The following is an 18,919-nucleotide window of genomic DNA, read 5'->3' on the forward strand; positions in this document are numbered from 1 at the left end:
CTGAAAAAAATCTTTTCTGCTTTTTTTTGCTCTCTCTATGGGAGTTTCTGTTCCGTCTACTACCAGAATCTCATATTGCATTTAATAGCTCTTTTTTTCCAGGCAATGCAAAATCTTGATGCTTTATCAGCGAATGCAGGCACTTTCACTTAGTACGGTAGTGCCATTAACAAATGATCTTCCATGCCTCCTTTTGCCTTTTTCTTAGCCTCTTCCTCTATTAAAATTTCTATTATTTTTTCGAACGTTTTTCTTTTTACTCCTGTCAATCTCCGTAACTCCTCTTCATCAAGTTTACTTATTTGTTTGTATTTCATACCTTCACTAATGTTGCTTTCGGTATGTTCTTGCATATTCCTAAGTTATGCAAGAAATCTTTTGTTGCATGGCATCTTGTATAGTGTTGATTTAAGATATGATATAGCTATTTCAATGCAAATAAATTTATTGAGCAAATAGCACTTAGTTCTTTAAAATTATGTTTTTAGACATACAGTTAATCATTTATTTTCAAAGCCTCAATAAAAGCATTCTGTGGAATGTTTATGTTTCCTACAGAATGCAATCTTTTCTTACCTTTCTTCTGCTTTTCAAGCAACTTCATCCTTCGTGTGACGTCTCCACCATAGAGTTTGGCTGTTACATCTTTTCTATACGGGTTAATTGTTTCTCTCGCAATAATTTTACTGCCCACTGCCGCTTGAATCGCGATTTTATATTGCTGACGTGGTATCAAGTCTTTCAAACGTGCACATATTTCGCGTCCCCTTTTTTCTGCCCTACTTTTGTGAACGATGCAGGCTAATGCATCCACAGGCTCTCCATTAACTAAAAAACTCAATTTATCTATTTGACTTTCCTGGTAATTGGAAATTTCCCAATCTAAACTTGCATATCCCTTGGAAATTGATTTTAGTCTATCGTAAAAATCAAAAACAACTTCAGACAGCGGTAATTTATACTTCAGCAGTGCTGTTGTCGTATTACCAATATAAGATAAGTCCTGCTGTTCTCCTCTCCTCTCTTCACACAGAGATAGAATTTCTCCTAAATATTGGTCAGGTACCATTATAGTTGCAGTAATCCATGGTTCTTCTACCATTTTAATTTTTACTGGATCTAGCATGTCGCTTGGATTATGAATATTCAGAATCTCGCCGTTTTGTGTTGCAACCCTATATATAACACTTGGTGCAGTTGCTGTTAGATCTAAATCAAATTCTCTCTCGAGTCTTTCTTGGATAACTTCTAGATGCAGCATTCCCAAGAAACCACAACGGAATCCATAGCCTAGCGCATTTGATGTTTCAGCTTCAAAAGTAAAACTTGCATCATTTAAATGCAGTTTTTCCAGTGCTTCCCTTAAATATTTAAAATCATCTGTGTTGTTGGGAAAAATACTGCAAAATACCACAGGATGGACTTCTTTAAAGCCAGGTAATGCTTCACTGCATGGCCTTTTCTCTTCGGTAATAGTGTCCCCTACTTTGCAATCTGCCATCTCTTTCATTGAAGCAATTATAAAACCAACTTCACCTGCTGAAAGTTCACCAGTCATAACTTTTTTAGGAGTGAAAATACCAATATTATCCACTTGATATGTAGCATTATTAGACATCATAACAATTCTCATGCCTTTTTTTAGAACTCCATTTTTAACTCGCACTAAAATTACTACCCCTAGGTAAGGGTCATACCAACTATCAACTAAAATTGCTTGCAGTGGAGGATTTATATCACCTTGAGGAGCTGGAAGTTTTGTCACTATAGCTTCAAGTACATCTTTTATCCCAAGCCCAGTTTTTGCCGATATCAAAATTGACTCACTTGCATCAATACCAATTACTTCTTCAATCTGAGACTTTACTCTTTCTGGATCTGCAGCAGGAAGGTCGACTTTATTAAGCACAACTATTATCTCATGATTATTGTCAATTGCCTTGTACACATTTGCCAAAGTCTGAGCTTCCACTCCTTGGCTGCTATCTACTACCAAAAGTGAACCTTCACATGCGGCTAAGCTTCGGCTGACTTCATACGAAAAGTCGACATGACCTGGAGTATCCATGAGATTTAGGCAATATTGATTACCATCCCTTGCAGTATAGCTTAGTCTTACCGTTTGTGCTTTGATTGTGATTCCACGTTCACGCTCTATATCCATTGAGTCAAGTATTTGATTGGTCATTTCCCTTGTCTCAAGACCGTTACATTCTTCTATTAAACGATCAGCAAGAGTTGACTTCCCATGATCTATATGTGCTATTATTGCAAAGTTTCTTATATTGTTCATAGATCTACTTATTTAAGTAGATCTATTTTACATTTTAAGTATTGTAAGAGCAATTACTTATCTCCCTTTTTGCTAAAAACATGAAGCTGGAGCCTTTACTAGTGGCCGGAAATGCTCATTAGCTGATGATGATTGACTAAGTTTGCTACTTGCCTCATCGCTTTGCTGGCTATTCTGCTTACATGTTTTTACTGCATCAGCAAGGCTTAGGTAATTATCACCAACTTTAATTTTTACATCTTTATTTTCTTCTAAATCTTTATCAGTTGGTCTATCACTTACTATTTTAATAGTGCCATTGCTATTAGCACTTAATGTAATGCTACATTCCCTTGTATCTTGAAAAAAGCATCTGATGTTTTAAGCTTAAGCATTAGGTGGAGAAGGGAAAAATTCTGCGTTCATTCCTAGATATAAAATCTGCATGAAAGATTAAGAGTTCCCTTCTCAAAAGTAGAGGCTGGACGGTATCGTAGAAAAACCTAAATGGTTCTAATTCTGTATTCACAAGGTAAGCCTTACTTTTCATTTTAAATGGTAACGTATGGGGTTATATATGATCAACAACTTTTTAGGTATAGACATTTCAAAAGAACACTTTGATGTTTCTCTCTCATTCATAAGTAAAAAAGGAAGACGTGAAGCAAGGAAAAGAAAATTTAAAAACGATGATATTGGGTTTCAAGGTCTGCTGAGCTTTTTACAAAAACATAATGTAGAAGAAGTAAAAGCCTGTATGGAATTCACTGGTTGTTATGGCGAAGCTTTGGCTGAATTCCTTCACAACGCTGGATATTTTGTTAGTGTTGTGAACCCAGCTTGCATAAGCTTTTATGCAAAAAGTAAGCTTGCACGGCAGAAGAATGACCAGTCTGATGCAGAAATTATTGCAGATTATTGTCAGAGACAGGAACCTTCTCGTTGGACACCACCTTCCCCTGAAAAGAAAAAACTAAAACATCTTTATCGTTGCTCAGATGCGTTAAAGAATGAGCTAGCATTAGTAAACAATCATTTAGAAAAGAAAGAGAGACTGCCTGAAGAAGTTGTAAATGTTTGGGAAAACCTTGCAACGAGTATAGAGCAATCAATAGAAACAATAAAAAACTCCATACGTGAACTATTAAAACAACACAAAGAATTGTTGGAAGATTTTCAACTCTTATTAACTATTCCAGGAATAGGAGAGGAATCAGCAATAGCTATTTTAGCTGAAATTCCTGATATAAAGGCTTTCATAAATGCAAGGCAATTGGCAGCATATGCAGGAACCATACCAAAAAATATAACATCAGGTTCATCTGTGCATGCCAAGACTAGATTGAGTAAATCAGGTTCACGAACATTACGTAAGGCGATGTATTTTCCTGCTATAGTAGCTAAGAATCACAACCCTATCATTATGACTTTTTGCGAGAGGTTAAAAGAGAAAGGCAAACATAATATGGCTGTTGTGGGAGCTTCAATGCGTAAGTTACTTCATATTGTTTTTGGTGTTTTAAGTTCAAGAAAAGCTTTTGATCCAGATCATATCAAAAACTACAGGGCTATGAGGTTGATTGAAGCTTAAAGTCCAAAAATTCTTCCAATATATCTTATGTAAAACAGTACCTTACACAAATTTATTGAATATTGTTGGTTAGTGTATATGTTGATAAGTAAATTTCTGCTGTTGTGTACGTATAAAATTAATTTACTTATCAACATATACACTAACTATAATCTGCGTACCACTACACGAAATATAGATTGGAAGAATTTTTGGATTTTATGATACAGCTTGGACAATTTTTATAATTTTTTTGTTGACTCGCAAGACGGTATCTTTCATCTATATACCAGTTAAACTTTATTTTATACTGAGTTGTGGTACCTAAATAATAATATCTAACCCCCTTATATATGTGACCATTGATAGATTCTTTTTGATCACCATTTGAAAGAAAGAAACCAACAATATTGTTTTTTTTACAAAAATCACTATTTAAAAATTCGCTTACTTTAATATCTGTGCTTTTATTGTCTTCTTTTAGCTTAATTGTTGCATAAAGAAGATTTTGATCCCCATACTTTGTAATTGATACCGCATCAATAGTGCCGCTTTCTATGCACTTGCTAAACTCTTCTTCAATTTTCTTTTCTAATTCTTTTTGCCTTGCTGCATTTTGTTGTTGCATTTTTTCTAGCGCTTCTTTCATTTTTTTCTGAAGTGATTCGGTATTACTAATTAACTTTTCTTCATCATAGCCTAAGGTCACGTATGCTTGGCCCAATCCTTTCTTCAATTCTTTGATTATGTTTACTATCTTTAAGATAGACTCTAAATTTCGACAATGTATAATGATTTTCTCACTACTTAAGCTAGCCTTATTACTATTCCAGTCAGTAGAAATGTTATGATGTATTTCAAAAAGTTCTTTATAAATATCTTGCAGTTCATTCGATTCCTTTCCGCTTATTCCAGTACTTTTAATACTACTAATACAATCATTGAATGACTCTATTTCTTTAGAATCTATAAAGAAACTGTACAGTTCTTTACGTTCTACTTTCTCTTGTATTTTTTGTTTTATTTTTTTTAGTATCTCACTATTCATATATTTTACCTCATAAAACTATCTAATACCGTATATATAAGTATTAGGAGGCTTTCAACATCTTTTTGATTAATCCTTTAACATAGCTGACACTTTTTTTGAATGAGAAATCGCTTTATTAATCATATAATTCTCATCTATTTTAGGCAATTCGTACAGATAATTCACCATAACTTGCAGTACAATTAAGCCTTACCGTTTGTGCTTTCCACGCTCACGTTCTATATAAATTGACTTGATTTCTCTTGCACTCCTCTATTAAATAGTCATCATAGGCTATTATTGTAAAATTTCTTATGGTATTCATTCCTAAGTAAAATTATTTTACATCTTTAGTGCTGTCAGGACAACGGCTAAGAAATCTGTAATTTGACCTTAGTGGCAAAAATTGGTATATTAATAGTTGGTCATCTACTTAAAGAATAAGCTGTGTTTGGAAAAAAAACGTATAGAAGTTGAGCCTGATATCCGCTATAAGATGAAAGTAGCAGAGCTAAAGGAGCTAGTTAAAAATGGAAGATTGAGTAATGATGTGCTGAGAGCACATATAAATGAAAGCGAAGATGATGATATTAGAAACACTTTTTTCACCTTTCTTGAAGAAATTGACAGTCAAGCTACAAAATTTCTCATAAAAAACGGAGTTGACGTTAATATTAAATACAGAACACCCCCATAAATCAAGCTATAGAAGAGCTGTGCGCCGATCTCTGCTTGTGCGTCAGCTCATATTTAGCCACAAGTTATTGGCAAGAAAAAGTTGTGAAAAAAGTAGAATTAATTGAATCATTATTAGAGCATGGAACTAGCATAAAGGATTTTTCTATTACTAAGTATATAGATATTCTTAATTACTTAAAATATGACATTCAACAAGCTAGCAGAAATAGGTTGATTAGTCTACTAAAGCAACACTTATTAGATAAGCATTATTATAAATTAAGTAATGAGGATAAAGATGCTATTAAAAATTACAATACTGAAAAGCATAACGGAAACGGTTTTATCAACTACTCATCTTTTCACTTTAAAGTCTATGAAAAAGTTGATTAGATATTATCCTCTGATTTTCGAACAATATATGAAGTCGTTTCACAATGTAATCAGCAATCAAAGAGCGTTCTAGAAAGCTTAAAAGACAAAAAAACTATAAACTAATTAAAATATGAGCCAGAGAAATATCAGCAAAATTATGAAGATTTATGTGATAAATTTACTATTTTATACTTTTCTTATGCAGACACGTCTTCTCTTGCAATACTTCCCCCATATAATGAGCTCAAAAATTATATTATTGACAGCATAAAACAAATAGCTCAAGCAAGAGAAAGAGAGATAAGGCTAAACGTATTGGAATTACTATTTTGCCGTGCAAAAAAGGAAAAGAAGAGTTAGAAAACACGATTGTTTTGTATGCTGAATATATGCTAAGCAATATTTTGATAAGCATGAGAGGTGGTAATACAAGTTACTCAGCTGAAATAGGAGACATAGCATACAAACAAACTAATACATTTAAAAAAGAATTAGAAAAATTTAACCCAACAGACTTACAAAACATAGTAGTTGCATCGCTAGGATTTGAAGTCTCTGACGTACAAGGAATATTAGAAAATAAGGTTGCCAAATAATTTTTGTAACTACTAATTAAAATATACTTGGGAATGTTTAAAAAAGCATACGCATCAAGTTAAGAGAATACGCCCAATATAGCAACTATTTAAGGTTTATTTGTTATATTTATTTTTTAAGAAATCTTGATCTAAAATAAGATAATTTTTTTTAAGAGTCTATAAATTACTAATTTTATCGTTTAATGTCTAAAATAATTTTTACTGCTTCTCTTCTTGTATCTTGTAAAAAGCACCTAATGTTTTAAGCTTAAGCATTAGGTGGAGGAGGGAAGAACTCTGTTTCTCCTCTTAGATATAAAATCTGTAAGAAAGATAAGAGTTCCCTCCTCAAAAGTATAGGCTGGACGGTATCGTAGAAAGACCTAAATGGCTCTAATTCTGTATCCACAAGGTTAGCCTTACTTTTCGTTTTAAATGGTAACGTATGGGGTTATATATGATCAACAACTTTCTTGGAATTGATGTATCAAAAGATCGCTTTGATGTTTTTCTTTCATTCATAAGTAAAAAAGAAAAGCGTGAAACTAGGAAAAGGAGCTTTAAGAACGATGATCTTGGGTTTCAAGGTCTGCTGAGTTTTCTACAAAAGCATAATGTGGAAGAAGTAAAGGCATGCATGTGGTTGTTATAGCGAAGCTTTGGCTGAATTTCTGCACAATGCTGGACATTTTGTTAGTGTTGTAAATCCTTATTGTATTAAATCTTATACAAGGAGTAAGCTCGTAAGACAAAAGAATGATCAGACTGATGCAGAAATTATTGCTGATTATTGCCAAAGACAGGAACCAACTCGTTGGACACCACCTTCTTCTGAAATGAAAAAATTAAAACATCTTTATCGTTGCTCAGTTGCGTTAAAAGAATTAGTAAATAACCACCTAGAAAAAAAAGAGAGACTGCCTAAAGAAGTTGTAAATGCTTGGGAAGACCTTGCAATGAATATAGCTCAAAAAATAGAAACAATAAAAAACTCCGTACGTGAACTATTAAAGCAACACAAAGAATTGTTGGAAAATTTTCAACTTCTATTGACTATTCCAGGAATAGGAGAGGAATCAGCAATAGCTATTTTAGCTGAAATCCCTGACATAAAAGCTTTTAGAGATGCCAGGCAATTGGCAGCATATACAGGAGTTATACCGAAAAATATAACATCAGGTTCATCTGTACATTCTAAACCAAGATTAAGTAAATCAGGTTCACAAACATTACGTAAGGCCCTTTTCTTTCCTGCCATAGTAGCCAAGAATCACAATCCTATCATTGTGAGTTTTTGCCAAAGACTAAAGAAGAAGGGTAAGCATAATATGGCAATTGTGGGAGCGTAAGCTACTCCATATCATTTTCGGTATCCTGACATCCAAAAGTGCTTTTGATCCAAATCATATCAAGAATTACAGAACTAGGATGTTGACTGTAGTTTAAAATCAAAAAATGCTTCCAATCCATTCAACATATTCACTAACTGTAATCTGTGTACTGTTACACAATCAGAAGTATTTTTTGATTTTATGATACAGCTTGAGTAATTTTTTTGTTGACTAGCAAGACGGTATCTTTCTTATGCCACTTTTCCTTAACTTGACGCCTATGATTAAATAAACTGTGTCAAGCCGAATTTTTAGTTCAACTCAATTCTTAACCTACCAGGAAAAAAGATATCAAGTTGAGACATAGTTAAAGCCCAATTAGACAGAGCCATTTTTGCTCTACTTTCTTTATAGCGCAATATACCTGTTTGTACAAGGCGTTTGTACTGGTCTTTAGTTTTAATTGATTTGTCTATATAACCCCTCAATTGGATTGGTAGTATAAATCAGCTTTCTAGAGTATAGCCCTTCTCATAATAGTCCAGAAAGGTCATAAGAAGGAAGAATCGACAGCATGACGAAAAGATGTGAATAGAGTTCCTGATTCTGTTTTTTATAGCAAACCAATTATGCTCAATTTTGTTAAAATCTGGAGAATACGGAGGCAGATATAAAATTTCTGCACCAACCCCTTTAGCAAATCTTATTAGACTTATGAAAAGTAGCATTATCAAGTTTGTCCAGATCGGTGTCAGAAACTGCTCAAACCATTTATTAACATATTGCAGTAAAGGTTAACGGAGCAACTACCTTTCTTCCACTTAAGGCTGCAATCATACTGATTCGTTGAGTTTTCTTACCAGATTTTAGAGCATAAAACCGCTTTCCCTTCTGACAATATCCATAAGTTCACTGCTATCAATGCCAGACTCATCTATATACACCAATTCTTTAAGTTCTTTTGTCGCTATAACCTTTGCAAATTGAGATCGCTTTTCCTCATTTCTTTCTTTGTATCCATAGGTCTTTTTTTTCTTGTGAATCCTATATTTTTAAGTGCTCGATTGTCTACTAATATTGCCCCAACATCTCTGACTGAGTTTTGCCACCTTGCTCATTTGCAAATTCGGCAAATGCATTCCAGTTGGTAATTTTATGCCATGCTTCCAGGCTTTTTTGACTGAAAATCTTCCGTTTTCTCACGTCTTTTCTTCCACTCATATAAAGTTGTTTTTCCGATCTTAAATCTCTTGGGCTCCACTCTCTCCTTCATCCAACGCTTCCATTACCCTTTTCCTTAAGTCATAACTATATGCTACTTATCTTCACTACTATAAATCCATATCTTACTCTTTTTGGACTATTATGAGAAGGGCTATAGAACCACAATATTTGAATATATAGAAATTTTTTATAATAAACAACGTAGACATTCTACATTGCATTCCTGAACTTTTTGATTCATCATTTTCATAGCAAAAACGTCTTAACTTTCTCTCTACTTTTTTGGGTAAGGTCAGAGAGGGGTTGTGGGAAAAGTGCTTAACTGTAACTCTCTGGCTACCTACTCTACGCATGCTGCGTTTGATGAGGCGGGAGTTGGAAACGTAAATATGGGAATTTGGATTGAGGACCATCATGAAAGTGATGGATAAGCCATCAAACCCTAAAGTAGGCGCGCCAGCTCTCGACCCTACTGCTAACGCTTAATTTAAGCGCGATTTGGCTGAATGTAGAAAAAATTTAAAAGACATACAGGCGCTATAATTTTATGTAATCTACCAATAAATACCCTAAATTTTGTTATTGAATCTGCAGGTCAAAAATAAGTTTTGAGTCATAAATACCCTTAATGTCATAATAAGGAGACTGATGAAATTTGTAAAGCAACTTTTTCTGCTTTCATTGAATCCAACACACTGCTGTTATGCAAGCAGTTTTTTAGCTTTCGTATATCTGAAGTAATTCTTGTGCATTGGCCTTGATTAGAGTAGGGCATTCTCTATCATTTAATAGTGAATGCAGTATTTCAATTGCACCTTTAATATCATTATTATGTATCTTTACTATAGCGGTTACTTCTTGGCTTGAATAAGGATACACTGTACTTGATTGTAAACTATCAATTGTTTCTTGATTTATTTTTTTACCATTAGAGTGAAGTGAGCTCATTACTTCTAAGTATCGTGCTAATTCACAAAAAACATCAGGAATATCTTTATTATCTGCTAAATCACTATAAATAGATGCTGTATCTGTTGGCGTTGAATCTGAGATATGATTAAATGCGCGTTCAAAATTTGCTAAATACTTCCAGTTTGAGTCTATTTCTTCTAGCAGTGGATTATTATCTTTTTTTAAGAATAATCCTTCATAAAACTTGTCACCTGAAGTTATAGATTGTTTTGTATTACCAATGTTATGCAATAAGTATAATGTGATGCCAACTAACATTGGCGCAAGTGCAAGCAGAAAGATGTATTTTTTCATGTTAATATTCTAAATGATTATATATTTATACATTAATGCCTTTTGATTTGCAAAAACATATTGACATATTGATTATATCACATAATAATGTTTTCAAAGTTGTTTGAATAGTTGGAGATTAAAATATTTCTAAAGTAGAAATAAAGACAGCAGTATTAAGCTAAATTATTTTTTATCGGATTTATCCGATGTATCCTCAACCTTTTATAGGTTGAAGTCTAAATTTGAGAGTTTGATCCTGGCTCAGAATGAACGCTGGCGGCAGGCCTAACACATGCAAGTCGAACGGAATTATATTGTAGCTTGCTACGGTATAATTTAGTGGCAGACGGGTGAGTAATGTATAGGAATCTACCTAGTAGTACGGAATAATTGTTGGAAACGGCAACTAATACCGTATACGCCCCACGGGGGAAAAATTTATTGCTATTAGATGAGCCTATATTAGATTAGCTTGTTGGTAGGGTAATAGCTTACCAAGGCAATGATCTATAGCTGATCTGAGAGGATGATCAGCCACACTGGAACTGAGATACGGTCCAGACTCCTACGGGAGGCAGCAGTGGGGAATATTGGACAATGGGCGAAAGCCTGATCCAGCTATGCCGCATGAGTGAAGAAGGCCTTTGGGTTGTAAAGCTCTTTTAGTGAGGAAGATAATGACGGTACTCACAGAAGAAGTCCTGGCTAACTCCGTGCCAGCAGCCGCGGTAATACGGAGAGGGCTAGCGTTATTCGGAATTATTGGGCGTAAAGGGCGCGTAGGCTGACTAATAAGTTAAAAGTGAAATCCCGAGGCTTAACCTTGGAATTGCTTTTAAAACTGTTAATCTAGAGATTGAAAGAGGATAGAGGAATTCCTAGTGTAGAGGTAAAATTCGTAAATATTAGGAGGAACACCAGTGGCGAAGGCGTCTATCTGGTTCAAATCTGACGCTGAGGCGCGAAGGCGTGGGGAGCAAACAGGATTAGATACCCTGGTAGTCCACGCTGTAAACGATGAATGTTAAATATGGGAAATTTATTTTCTGTATTACAGCTAACGCGTTAAACATTCCGCCTGGGGACTACGGTCGCAAGATTAAAACTCAAAGGAATTGACGGGGACCCGCACAAGCGGTGGAGCATGTGGTTTAATTCGATGCAACGCGAAAAACCTTACCACTCCTTGACATGGAAATCATACCTATTCGAAGGGATAGGGTCGGTTCGGCCGGATTTCACACAGGTGTTGCATGGCTGTCGTCAGCTCGTGTCGTGAGATGTTGGGTTAAGTCCCGCAACGAGCGCAACCCTCATCCTTAGTTACCATCAGATAATGCTGGGGACTTTAAGGAAACTGCTAGTGATAAACTGGAGGAAGGTGGGGATGATGTCAAGTCATCATGGCCCTTATGGAGTGGGCTACACACGTGCTACAATGGTGGCTACAATGGGCTGCAAAGTCGCGAGGCTAAGCTAATCCCTTAAAAGCCATCTCAGTTCGGATTGCACTCTGCAACTCGAGTGCATGAAGTTGGAATCGCTAGTAATCGTGGATCAGCATGCCACGGTGAATACGTTCTCGGGTCTTGTACACACTGCCCGTCACGCCATGGGAATTGGTTTCACTCGAAGCTAATGACCTAACCGTAAGGAGGGAGTTATTTAAAGTGGGATCAGTGACTGGGGTGAAGTCGTAACAAGGTAGCAGTAGGGGAATCTGCAGCTGGATTACCTCCTTAGGCTTTGTACATAGCTTATCATTTTAAATGGTGGTATTGTTATGTGCTATGCTGCTGTCTTTACTTCTACTTTATTTTTTTTAATTTCCCGGTAACGGAATTTTATGAGTGATAGGCCTCTTTCTCCACATTTACAAATATATAAAGTACAGGTTACTAGTTTTTTCTCTATTATGCATAGATTGACTGGTATCTTGCTATTCCTTTTATTAATGATACTTTCTTGGTGTTTCATATTATATGTTTATTTTCCCAAGTTATTTATAGTAAAGTACTTAAATGTATTATTATTTACTCCTATTGCTAAATTAGCTTATGTTTTATATTTTATAAGCTTCTTATATCATTTTCTTAATGGTATTCGTCATTTATTGTGGGATGCTGGACTTAATTTAGAAATTGCTAGTGTTTCAAAAAGTGCTATGTTACTAACAGTAACGCTACTTCTTTCTACTATGGCCTTTTTATTTATGCTTATATGAGTCAATCTGGAAATTCAGTACATCATTGGTGGATCCAGCGTGTTTCTGCGGTGATTTTATTATTTTTATTTCCTTGGTTTATTTATTCACTTTCTTGCACATTTTATATTGATAGCTCTTTATCTTTTAGTGAAAAATTATTTCAGGCTGTTAATCACCCGCTAGAGCTTTTATTTTTTGTTATATTGGTATTCTGTGTTTTTTGGCATGCAGTTCTTGGGATGCAGGTAGTGTGTGAGGATTATATATACAATATACCTCTACGGATTTTTACAGTTATGTGTATAAAGTGCTTATCAAGCATTACTTATATAACCCTTGCATTTACAATCTTTTTCTTTTACAGGCATATTTTCTTGTAAAATTGTCAGTTCTGTGTTAATATATTATTAGTGTACTAATTTTATTATTGAACTATAGCGATTTTGGTTTAGCAATATGTTTGGGGTATTAAAAACAAGAGTAACAGATCTTATACTAAAAGTGAAGGGTATATTTACCTCATCCGAATCTCAAGTTTATGTCAAAGACCTTAGAAAGATAATGATATATGAGGATGGACGAAAGTGTCAATATCCAAAAAATTATGATCAGATTGTAGATTCTGGGAGAGTTGTAAAAAAAAATGACAAGCTTGTAAAAGATAAAGACGGAAATCCAGAGTACCAGCTTATATATAATAAATACAAATTTGATCTAGCCTTGGTTAAAGAAATTGATAAAAAATCTTACTTTACTATTGACTTTTTAGTTAGTAAAGGTAGGCGTGAGGTTAATGATTATAGTAAATTTTATAAGCCATTTAAGTTTTCAAAAATAGATCTTGAAAAACACTTGCCGGTCTTTGAGTTTGATACTGAGTTACTTAGATTAACTAATTCCTCTTTTCTTGCTAAAAAAGATTGTTCTATCAATGATAAAACAGGAAAGGTTAATGAAGAGCATAGAGATGAGAAAGGGAGAAACGGTAAGCTATTATACACTAGTGATTATAAGAAGCTAAGCAGCCATTTTTCAGAAATTAGAGATCAAAATGGTAATCTAGAGCTAGATAAGAGTCTTATATCTGTTCCTATTGTTTTTGCTACAAGCTTGGCTAAAGTTTGTACTAGGTTGTTAACTTTGATTCCTATAAAATTTGGGGAATATTTAATAAGCAAACAAAACCCAATTGCGAAGTTTTTAGGTTATGTTTTATTTACTCCTGCAATAGCAGTAAAAAATTTAGTAAATGTAGGAGCTACCATACTTAAAGCTCCAATTTTATTATTTGTAGCAAATGAAAAAAAGTATGGTGATGCTTACTACACTATGTGGAAATATCAATTGGAAGGATGTTGGGAAGAAGCAAAAAGTGACTTTCATGTTATTAAAGGTGGAGAAAGGCTAAAGCCAGGGCAAAAGCATCATAAGCCACTTAGTATAGTGGGCACATGGAAAGAGCTTAACGCTAGAAAACTAGATATTGAAAAAAACTTAGAGAAGGGGTTGAGCAAAAGTAGTGAAAGTATAGATAAATCTAGAGAACTAGGTGTTGAAGAAGGCTTAAAGGAGAAGTTGCAAAACAAAAGTAATGAGAAAATAGCTGCGTCTAAAAAAGCAGATGTTGAAAAAATGAGTGATACTCCTCGTGTTAATGAAGTACTAAGCAGACGGAATTCATTGCAAGACGAAAAAATTCAATTAACTCCTCGCTAACTGGCCACTACTTTAAATTACTTTTTACTTTCATTATCCCACAACAAAAACTTGCATGTATCTTGCTCTTAGTATAAGATATTAATTATTTAATTAATATCTTAACTAAATGCGCCCTGTAATATTATGTGGTGGTAGTGGCAGCAGACTTTGGCCTTTATCTAAGCCAAAGCAATTTCAGAAAATATTTAGTCAGAATACTATGTTTCAGAACACTTTATTGAGGCTAAAAAGCGATTATATGCTGCCTATAATTGCTACAAATATACAGTATGAGTCGTTAGTGATGGAGGAATTGCATGCGCTGCAAGAATATAAAGTGATTTTCGAACCAGTGAAAATTGGAACAGCGGCGGCAATACTAATTGCTGCACTTCTCTGCGATAAAAACGAGACAATCTTAATTCTGCCTTCAGACCATTTTATAGGTGATTTGAATAGTTTTTATGTTTCTATTGAGAAAGCGTCTAAGCTAGCCTCTGAAACTGACTCTATAGTTACTTTTGGGGTCAAGCCTCATGAATTCAATTCTGAGTATGGCTATATAAATGCAGTTTATGATCAGAAAAGGAAATATCACATAGTAAAGAGCTTTATAGAAAAGCCTGAATATGAGTTGGACAACGATCATTATTGGAACTCTGGAATGTTTGTATTGAAAGCAAGACGCTATATAGATGAGATAAAAAAAATTGCTCTGCATCTCTATAATTTATGTTGTGCAAGTATAAAACATTTTGTACCACGAGAGAGATTTCTGTATTTAAAACAGCAAGATTGTGCAGGAATTGAAGGTATATCTATTGATCACCTAGTGATAGAAAAAGCAGAAAATGTTGTAATGATAGAAGCCAATTTCGATTGGATGGATGTTGGTACTTGGGGTTCAGTTTTAGAATTAAGTAAGAGATTTAGTAAGAATTTGGAGTCATTTCAGCCTATAATCAAAGGAAGAGAGCCAGTTTTGATGACAGAAAATGATGCAAAAAATTTACTAAGTAGAGTTTATAAACGGCCAAATAAGAGCCTAATGTTGTTTATTAATAAAGTTAAGGAAGCAAAGCCAATAAGGAAAGAGATTAAGCCATGGGGATTTTATAGTATAGTTTTAATGGGCACGGATTTTCTTATAAAATATCTTTTTATAAATCCACTAAGCTGTACTTCTAAGCAATTTCACCACTATAGAGATGAGTACCATATAATACTATCAGGAGTTGGATGTGTTAGTTTAGATGACAAAACATATGCTATAGCGAAAAATCATGTAATAGAGATTCCAAGGAAGGTGTTGCATAGAATTGAGAATAAAAGCACAAGCTTTCCTCTTGAGATAGTTGAGTTTCAGGTGGGGAAGTTTTTATCTGATAGTGATATAGTAAGATTGGACGATGTATATGGAAGGTTTTAATATAGGGTATTGAATATACTCTGCAAGCTTGCTAAATTTAGACAACCTAATTTTAGGTAAAGGAAAGTCTACAATTATATGAAGTCTAAAAAATATGATGTTTAAATCTTAGTATAATGTCCATTGCATTTGAAATTACTATAGCTGCTCGCTATTTGCGAGCAAAGAACTCCAGATTTTGTTCTATGATGACTTTATTCTCTATTATTGGTATTGCTCTTGGAGTTGCAATGCTAATAGTAGTAATGTCTGTAATGAATGGGTTCAGAGCAAGATTGCTTGACTCTGTACTTGGTATTAGTGGTCATATTAATGTTTACTTTGATAGAAACATTAGTTCAGATTACCATGCAGTGTCAAAATCTATTGAGAAAATCCCAGGTGTATTAAAAGCCATTTCTATGACCAATGATCAAGTGATCGTTGCAGCAAATGGTGGAATTGTAGGTAGCGTGGTCCGAGGTGTATCAGCTAAAGACTTATTTAATAATACTACTGTTACAAATAATGTGATTGTGGGTAATATGGAAAAATTTGATGAAGGGATAATAATAGGGGCAAGGTTAGCAGAAGCTTTGAAGATTGATTATGGTAATAATATTATGCTTGTATCGCCTGAAGGATTTGATGCATTGTTTAATGAAATGCCAAGAATGAAAGAATATAAAGTTGTAGCCATATTTGATATGGGTATGTTTGAGTATGATAATACCTTGATGTACATGCCCATGAAATCAGCTCAGGCTTTTTTTAATTATAAAGATAGTATAAGAAATATAGAAGTATTTGTAGACGATATCGCTGCGGCTAATAAGCTGGCAGATGCTATAGCAAAAGAAACAGGGATGAAAGCTGAAAGTTGGCAATCTCAGCAAAGCCATTATGTTAATGCTTTAAAAACTGAAAGAAATGTGATGTTTTTAATTCTTACTTTGATTATAGTTGTAGCAGCATTTAATATTGTTTCAAGTTTGATGATGATAGTGCGAGAAAAGAAATCTGCAATTGCAATTATGCGTACGTTTGGTGCAACAAGTGGAAGCATTATGCGCATATTTTGCGCTTGTGGACTACTAATTGGTTTTGCAGGAACTTGTCTTGGCTCTATTATAGGGGTTATTTTTTCTCTCAACATTGAGAATATTAGAGTGTTTTTAGAAAGCATTACTAATGTCAAATTGCTTGATCCTATGATACATTTTTTTTCAAGCTTGCCAGTAATACTATCCACTCAAGATGTGGTGAACATTTCCGTACTTGCATTGTTCTTATCATTTTTAGCGACAATTCCCCCTGCGTTGCAAGCAGCTGCACAAGATCCTGTGGAGATATTACGTTATGAATGATACTCAACAAAAATATATAGGTTGGTTCTTAATTGTATTATTGTTTGTCAGCTGTATTGCAATAAATAACATAATATTTTTTAAAATAAATCAGCAAGAAAGTGAAGACAGTATAAATGCTCTAACGGAAAAGATAGACGAGCTTAGAACGTTGCTTGAAGTTAATCAATTTAAGGTAGAGAAAAAGATATTTGATTTAAAGAGAAATCTGCACACTCAATGTGAGCAAGGTGACGGTAGTTCAAGGCATAAGAACCTCGCAAAGTTACTTCTACTTGTAGTTAAAATGAGGAATTCATTATTGCAAGAAACAAAGTTTGATAATCATATAAATTCAATAAAGCCTTTGGTATCAGAGCTTGACGATCCAGAAATAGAAAATGCAGTAAATGAGCTAGAAAATTTGAAAGAGGTAGATACTTTACACGGTTTAAAATTGTCTTTTGAGAAGAATATTGCTGTTATTGACTATAATAAAAGTACATTGTTTAAAAAAATTATTTCAAATTGGATGAAAATAAAAGATAAAAATGATCCATTAAGAGCAAAGTTTATCGAAATTGAGGAGTCAATAAGCGATAATGATTGGCAGAGCATAGAAACCATAATAAGCGATTTAACATACCCGGAATTTAAGCCATGGCTTAATAAATTGAATGGTTTTATTGTGGCTTTCAAGAATACTTCAACAATATATCATCACTTATTACAATACATCTCATGAGTTATTTTATAATTTTTGCTCTCTCTTTTTTATTTGGGATATGGGTTAAGGTTAGTGGTGAAGTAGTCAAGTTAGAGCTAGGCAGCTATATTATAAGTATTGATCTGTATTTCGTTATTCTTGCTTGTGTAGTCCTATTATTTTTATTGATTGGAGTTGCACGTTTTTGTTCTTCTATTTCATCAACATTTGCTAACATAAAAAATAGAAGAAGAAGTAGGGAAGAATTGCTTCTCTTTGAAGCTTTCTTTAGCTTAGACTTAGGTGATATAGAGAACACTAATAAGCTAATTAAAAATCTAAATGAAGAAAGCGATAAATTATCTTTAGTAAAGCTCTTTAATTCAGGTAAAACGGGAAATTACAGCTTTTTTAGCCATAATTTGACGAGTATTGCAAGTAAAAATCGCAACTTAGCTCTACTTCTGGTCAATAAATTGATTGTTCACCTAAAGCAAGAAAGATCAGTCTTTCAAAAATTTATAGAATATTGCTCTAGTTCAATTAATGATAAAATTCTGTCTATTCCCTTTCAAATAGAGCATTGTATATTGCAAGAAGATTGGATAAATGCAATTTCAAAGTTAAAGGAAGCTATCAAATTCAATATTTTTCTTTCCTTTGATCGTAAAAAGATGTTAGCGGTTTTTTATTGCGCTTTAGCAAAGCAATACGAAGGTAAAGGAAGTTTTTACAAAGCTATAGATTATTTAGCTAAAGCACAAAGTTATTATGCAACTTTTCAGCCCATCAATTATTTAAAGGCAGAATTATATATCAAACTTGAAAAAATCAGAAAAGCTTCCGCAGTATTAGAGGAAGAGCATAGGGTAAATCCTACTCCTCAATCAGCTAGAATGTATATCAAGTTAAATAATAAAGGTGCTGAAGGATTATACAACTTACGTCCTGATTATTATTTTAGTTACTGTTTACTTGCTTCGTCTTCAATTAGTTTGGGTAAATATGATCTTGCAAGTCAGTATTTAGATACTGCTATGAAAAAAGCTAACTATATATCAATTTATCTTGTTATGATACGGCTCAAGATTATGTTGCAAGAGTATGATCAAGCAATTTATTGGTTAAACAAAATGGACTCAGAAGCTGTTCCTGATCCAAGTTGGAAATGTACTGGTTGTAATAGAGAGCTAAAGCAATGGGATTATAAGTGTTCGAGCTGAAATAGTTTTGATTGTATATACAATAA

Annotated in this window: 14 protein-coding genes, 1 rRNA gene and 4 pseudogenes; 13 read left to right on the top strand and 6 right to left on the bottom strand. The window is 33.9% G+C overall.

All coding sequences use genetic code 11. From position 1 onward, the window contains the following. Nucleotides 1–9 precede the first annotated feature (9 nt). Nucleotides 10–317, bottom strand: a pseudogene (locus wVul_RS10310) (IS5/IS1182 family transposase); the annotation flags it as partial. Between the two features lie 179 nt (nt 318–496). Continuing rightward, nucleotides 497–2,293, bottom strand: a complete 1,797-nt coding sequence (lepA, locus tag wVul_RS05010; RefSeq protein WP_047759428.1) for a translation elongation factor 4 — start codon at nt 2,291–2,293, stop codon at nt 497–499. Nucleotides 2,294–2,849: 556 nt separating this feature from the next. Here lepA and wVul_RS05015 point away from each other — a divergent pair. Next, nucleotides 2,850–3,863, top strand: a complete 1,014-nt coding sequence (locus wVul_RS05015) for an IS110 family RNA-guided transposase (protein WP_047759358.1) — start codon at nt 2,850–2,852, stop codon at nt 3,861–3,863. Nucleotides 3,864–4,026: 163 nt separating this feature from the next. On the opposite strand, the gene wVul_RS05020 is transcribed toward wVul_RS05015, so the two are convergent. Then, entirely contained in the window at nt 4,027–4,890 is an 864-nt protein-coding gene (locus wVul_RS05020; RefSeq protein WP_153295599.1) for a hypothetical protein, read from the bottom strand. Between the two features lie 433 nt (nt 4,891–5,323). Between wVul_RS05020 and wVul_RS05025 the strand changes: the two genes are divergently transcribed. The 4 genes and pseudogenes from wVul_RS05025 to wVul_RS05040 all read left to right on the top strand — a co-directional run bounded on the left by wVul_RS05025 (nt 5,324) and on the right by wVul_RS05040 (nt 7,949). Further along, on the top strand, nt 5,324–5,569 hold the full coding sequence (locus wVul_RS05025) for a hypothetical protein (protein ID WP_047759429.1): 246 nt from the start codon (nt 5,324–5,326) through the stop codon (nt 5,567–5,569). A gap of 83 nt (nt 5,570–5,652) precedes the next feature. Then, nucleotides 5,653–5,943, top strand: coding sequence for a hypothetical protein (locus wVul_RS05030; protein ID WP_153295601.1), 291 nt, complete (start codon nt 5,653–5,655; stop codon nt 5,941–5,943). 311 nt (nt 5,944–6,254) lie between these two features. Further along, a complete protein-coding gene (locus tag wVul_RS05035; RefSeq protein ID WP_047759431.1) occupies nt 6,255–6,521 on the top strand; it encodes a hypothetical protein in 267 nt (88 codons plus the stop codon). A gap of 439 nt (nt 6,522–6,960) precedes the next feature. Then, nucleotides 6,961–7,949, top strand: a pseudogene (locus wVul_RS05040) (IS110 family RNA-guided transposase). A gap of 196 nt (nt 7,950–8,145) precedes the next feature. Here the strand turns inward: wVul_RS05040 and wVul_RS08845 are convergent. The 3 genes and pseudogenes from wVul_RS08845 to wVul_RS05045 all read right to left on the bottom strand — a co-directional run. Beyond that, nucleotides 8,146–8,350: pseudogene (locus tag wVul_RS08845) on the bottom strand (IS256 family transposase); the annotation flags it as partial. A gap of 34 nt (nt 8,351–8,384) precedes the next feature. Beyond that, nucleotides 8,385–9,120: pseudogene (locus wVul_RS08850) on the bottom strand (transposase). Between the two features lie 655 nt (nt 9,121–9,775). Continuing rightward, on the bottom strand, nt 9,776–10,324 hold the full coding sequence (locus wVul_RS05045) for a hypothetical protein (protein WP_047759432.1): 549 nt from the start codon (nt 10,322–10,324) through the stop codon (nt 9,776–9,778). Between the two features lie 220 nt (nt 10,325–10,544). On the opposite strand from wVul_RS05045, the gene wVul_RS05050 reads away from it, so the two are divergent. The 8 genes from wVul_RS05050 (at nt 10,545) to wVul_RS05080 (ending at nt 18,893) form a co-directional block, all read left to right on the top strand. Continuing rightward, a 16S ribosomal RNA gene (locus tag wVul_RS05050) occupies nt 10,545–12,048 on the top strand. A gap of 104 nt (nt 12,049–12,152) precedes the next feature. After that, complete coding sequence (sdhC, locus tag wVul_RS05055; protein WP_047759433.1) at nt 12,153–12,530, top strand: succinate dehydrogenase, cytochrome b556 subunit; 378 nt, start codon at nt 12,153–12,155, stop codon at nt 12,528–12,530. Beyond that, nucleotides 12,527–12,892, top strand: a complete 366-nt coding sequence (sdhD, locus tag wVul_RS08855) for a succinate dehydrogenase, hydrophobic membrane anchor protein (RefSeq protein WP_153295603.1) — start codon at nt 12,527–12,529, stop codon at nt 12,890–12,892. The genes sdhC and sdhD overlap by 4 nt, the downstream gene beginning before the upstream one ends. Before the next feature lie 76 nt (nt 12,893–12,968). Continuing rightward, on the top strand, nt 12,969–14,228 hold the full coding sequence (locus wVul_RS05060) for a hypothetical protein (protein ID WP_047759434.1): 1,260 nt from the start codon (nt 12,969–12,971) through the stop codon (nt 14,226–14,228). Between the two features lie 109 nt (nt 14,229–14,337). After that, nucleotides 14,338–15,639 (top strand): sugar phosphate nucleotidyltransferase, encoded by a 1,302-nt coding sequence (locus wVul_RS05065; protein ID WP_047759435.1) that lies wholly within the window; start codon nt 14,338–14,340, stop codon nt 15,637–15,639. A gap of 116 nt (nt 15,640–15,755) precedes the next feature. Further along, nucleotides 15,756–16,985: a lipoprotein-releasing ABC transporter permease subunit gene (locus wVul_RS05070; protein ID WP_047759436.1), complete on the top strand. Its 1,230-nt coding sequence runs from the start codon at nt 15,756–15,758 to the stop codon at nt 16,983–16,985. After that, a complete protein-coding gene (locus wVul_RS05075; RefSeq protein WP_047759437.1) occupies nt 16,978–17,709 on the top strand; it encodes a hypothetical protein in 732 nt (243 codons plus the stop codon). The genes wVul_RS05070 and wVul_RS05075 overlap by 8 nt, the downstream gene beginning before the upstream one ends. Further along, nucleotides 17,706–18,893 (top strand): tetratricopeptide repeat protein, encoded by a 1,188-nt coding sequence (locus tag wVul_RS05080; protein WP_047759438.1) that lies wholly within the window; start codon nt 17,706–17,708, stop codon nt 18,891–18,893. Before wVul_RS05075 ends, wVul_RS05080 begins: the two co-directional genes overlap by 4 nt. The last annotated feature ends 26 nt before the right edge of the window (nt 18,894–18,919 follow it).

It is taken from the genome of Wolbachia endosymbiont of Armadillidium vulgare str. wVulC, assembly GCF_001027565.1.
GTDB lineage: Bacteria > Pseudomonadota > Alphaproteobacteria > Rickettsiales > Anaplasmataceae > Wolbachia.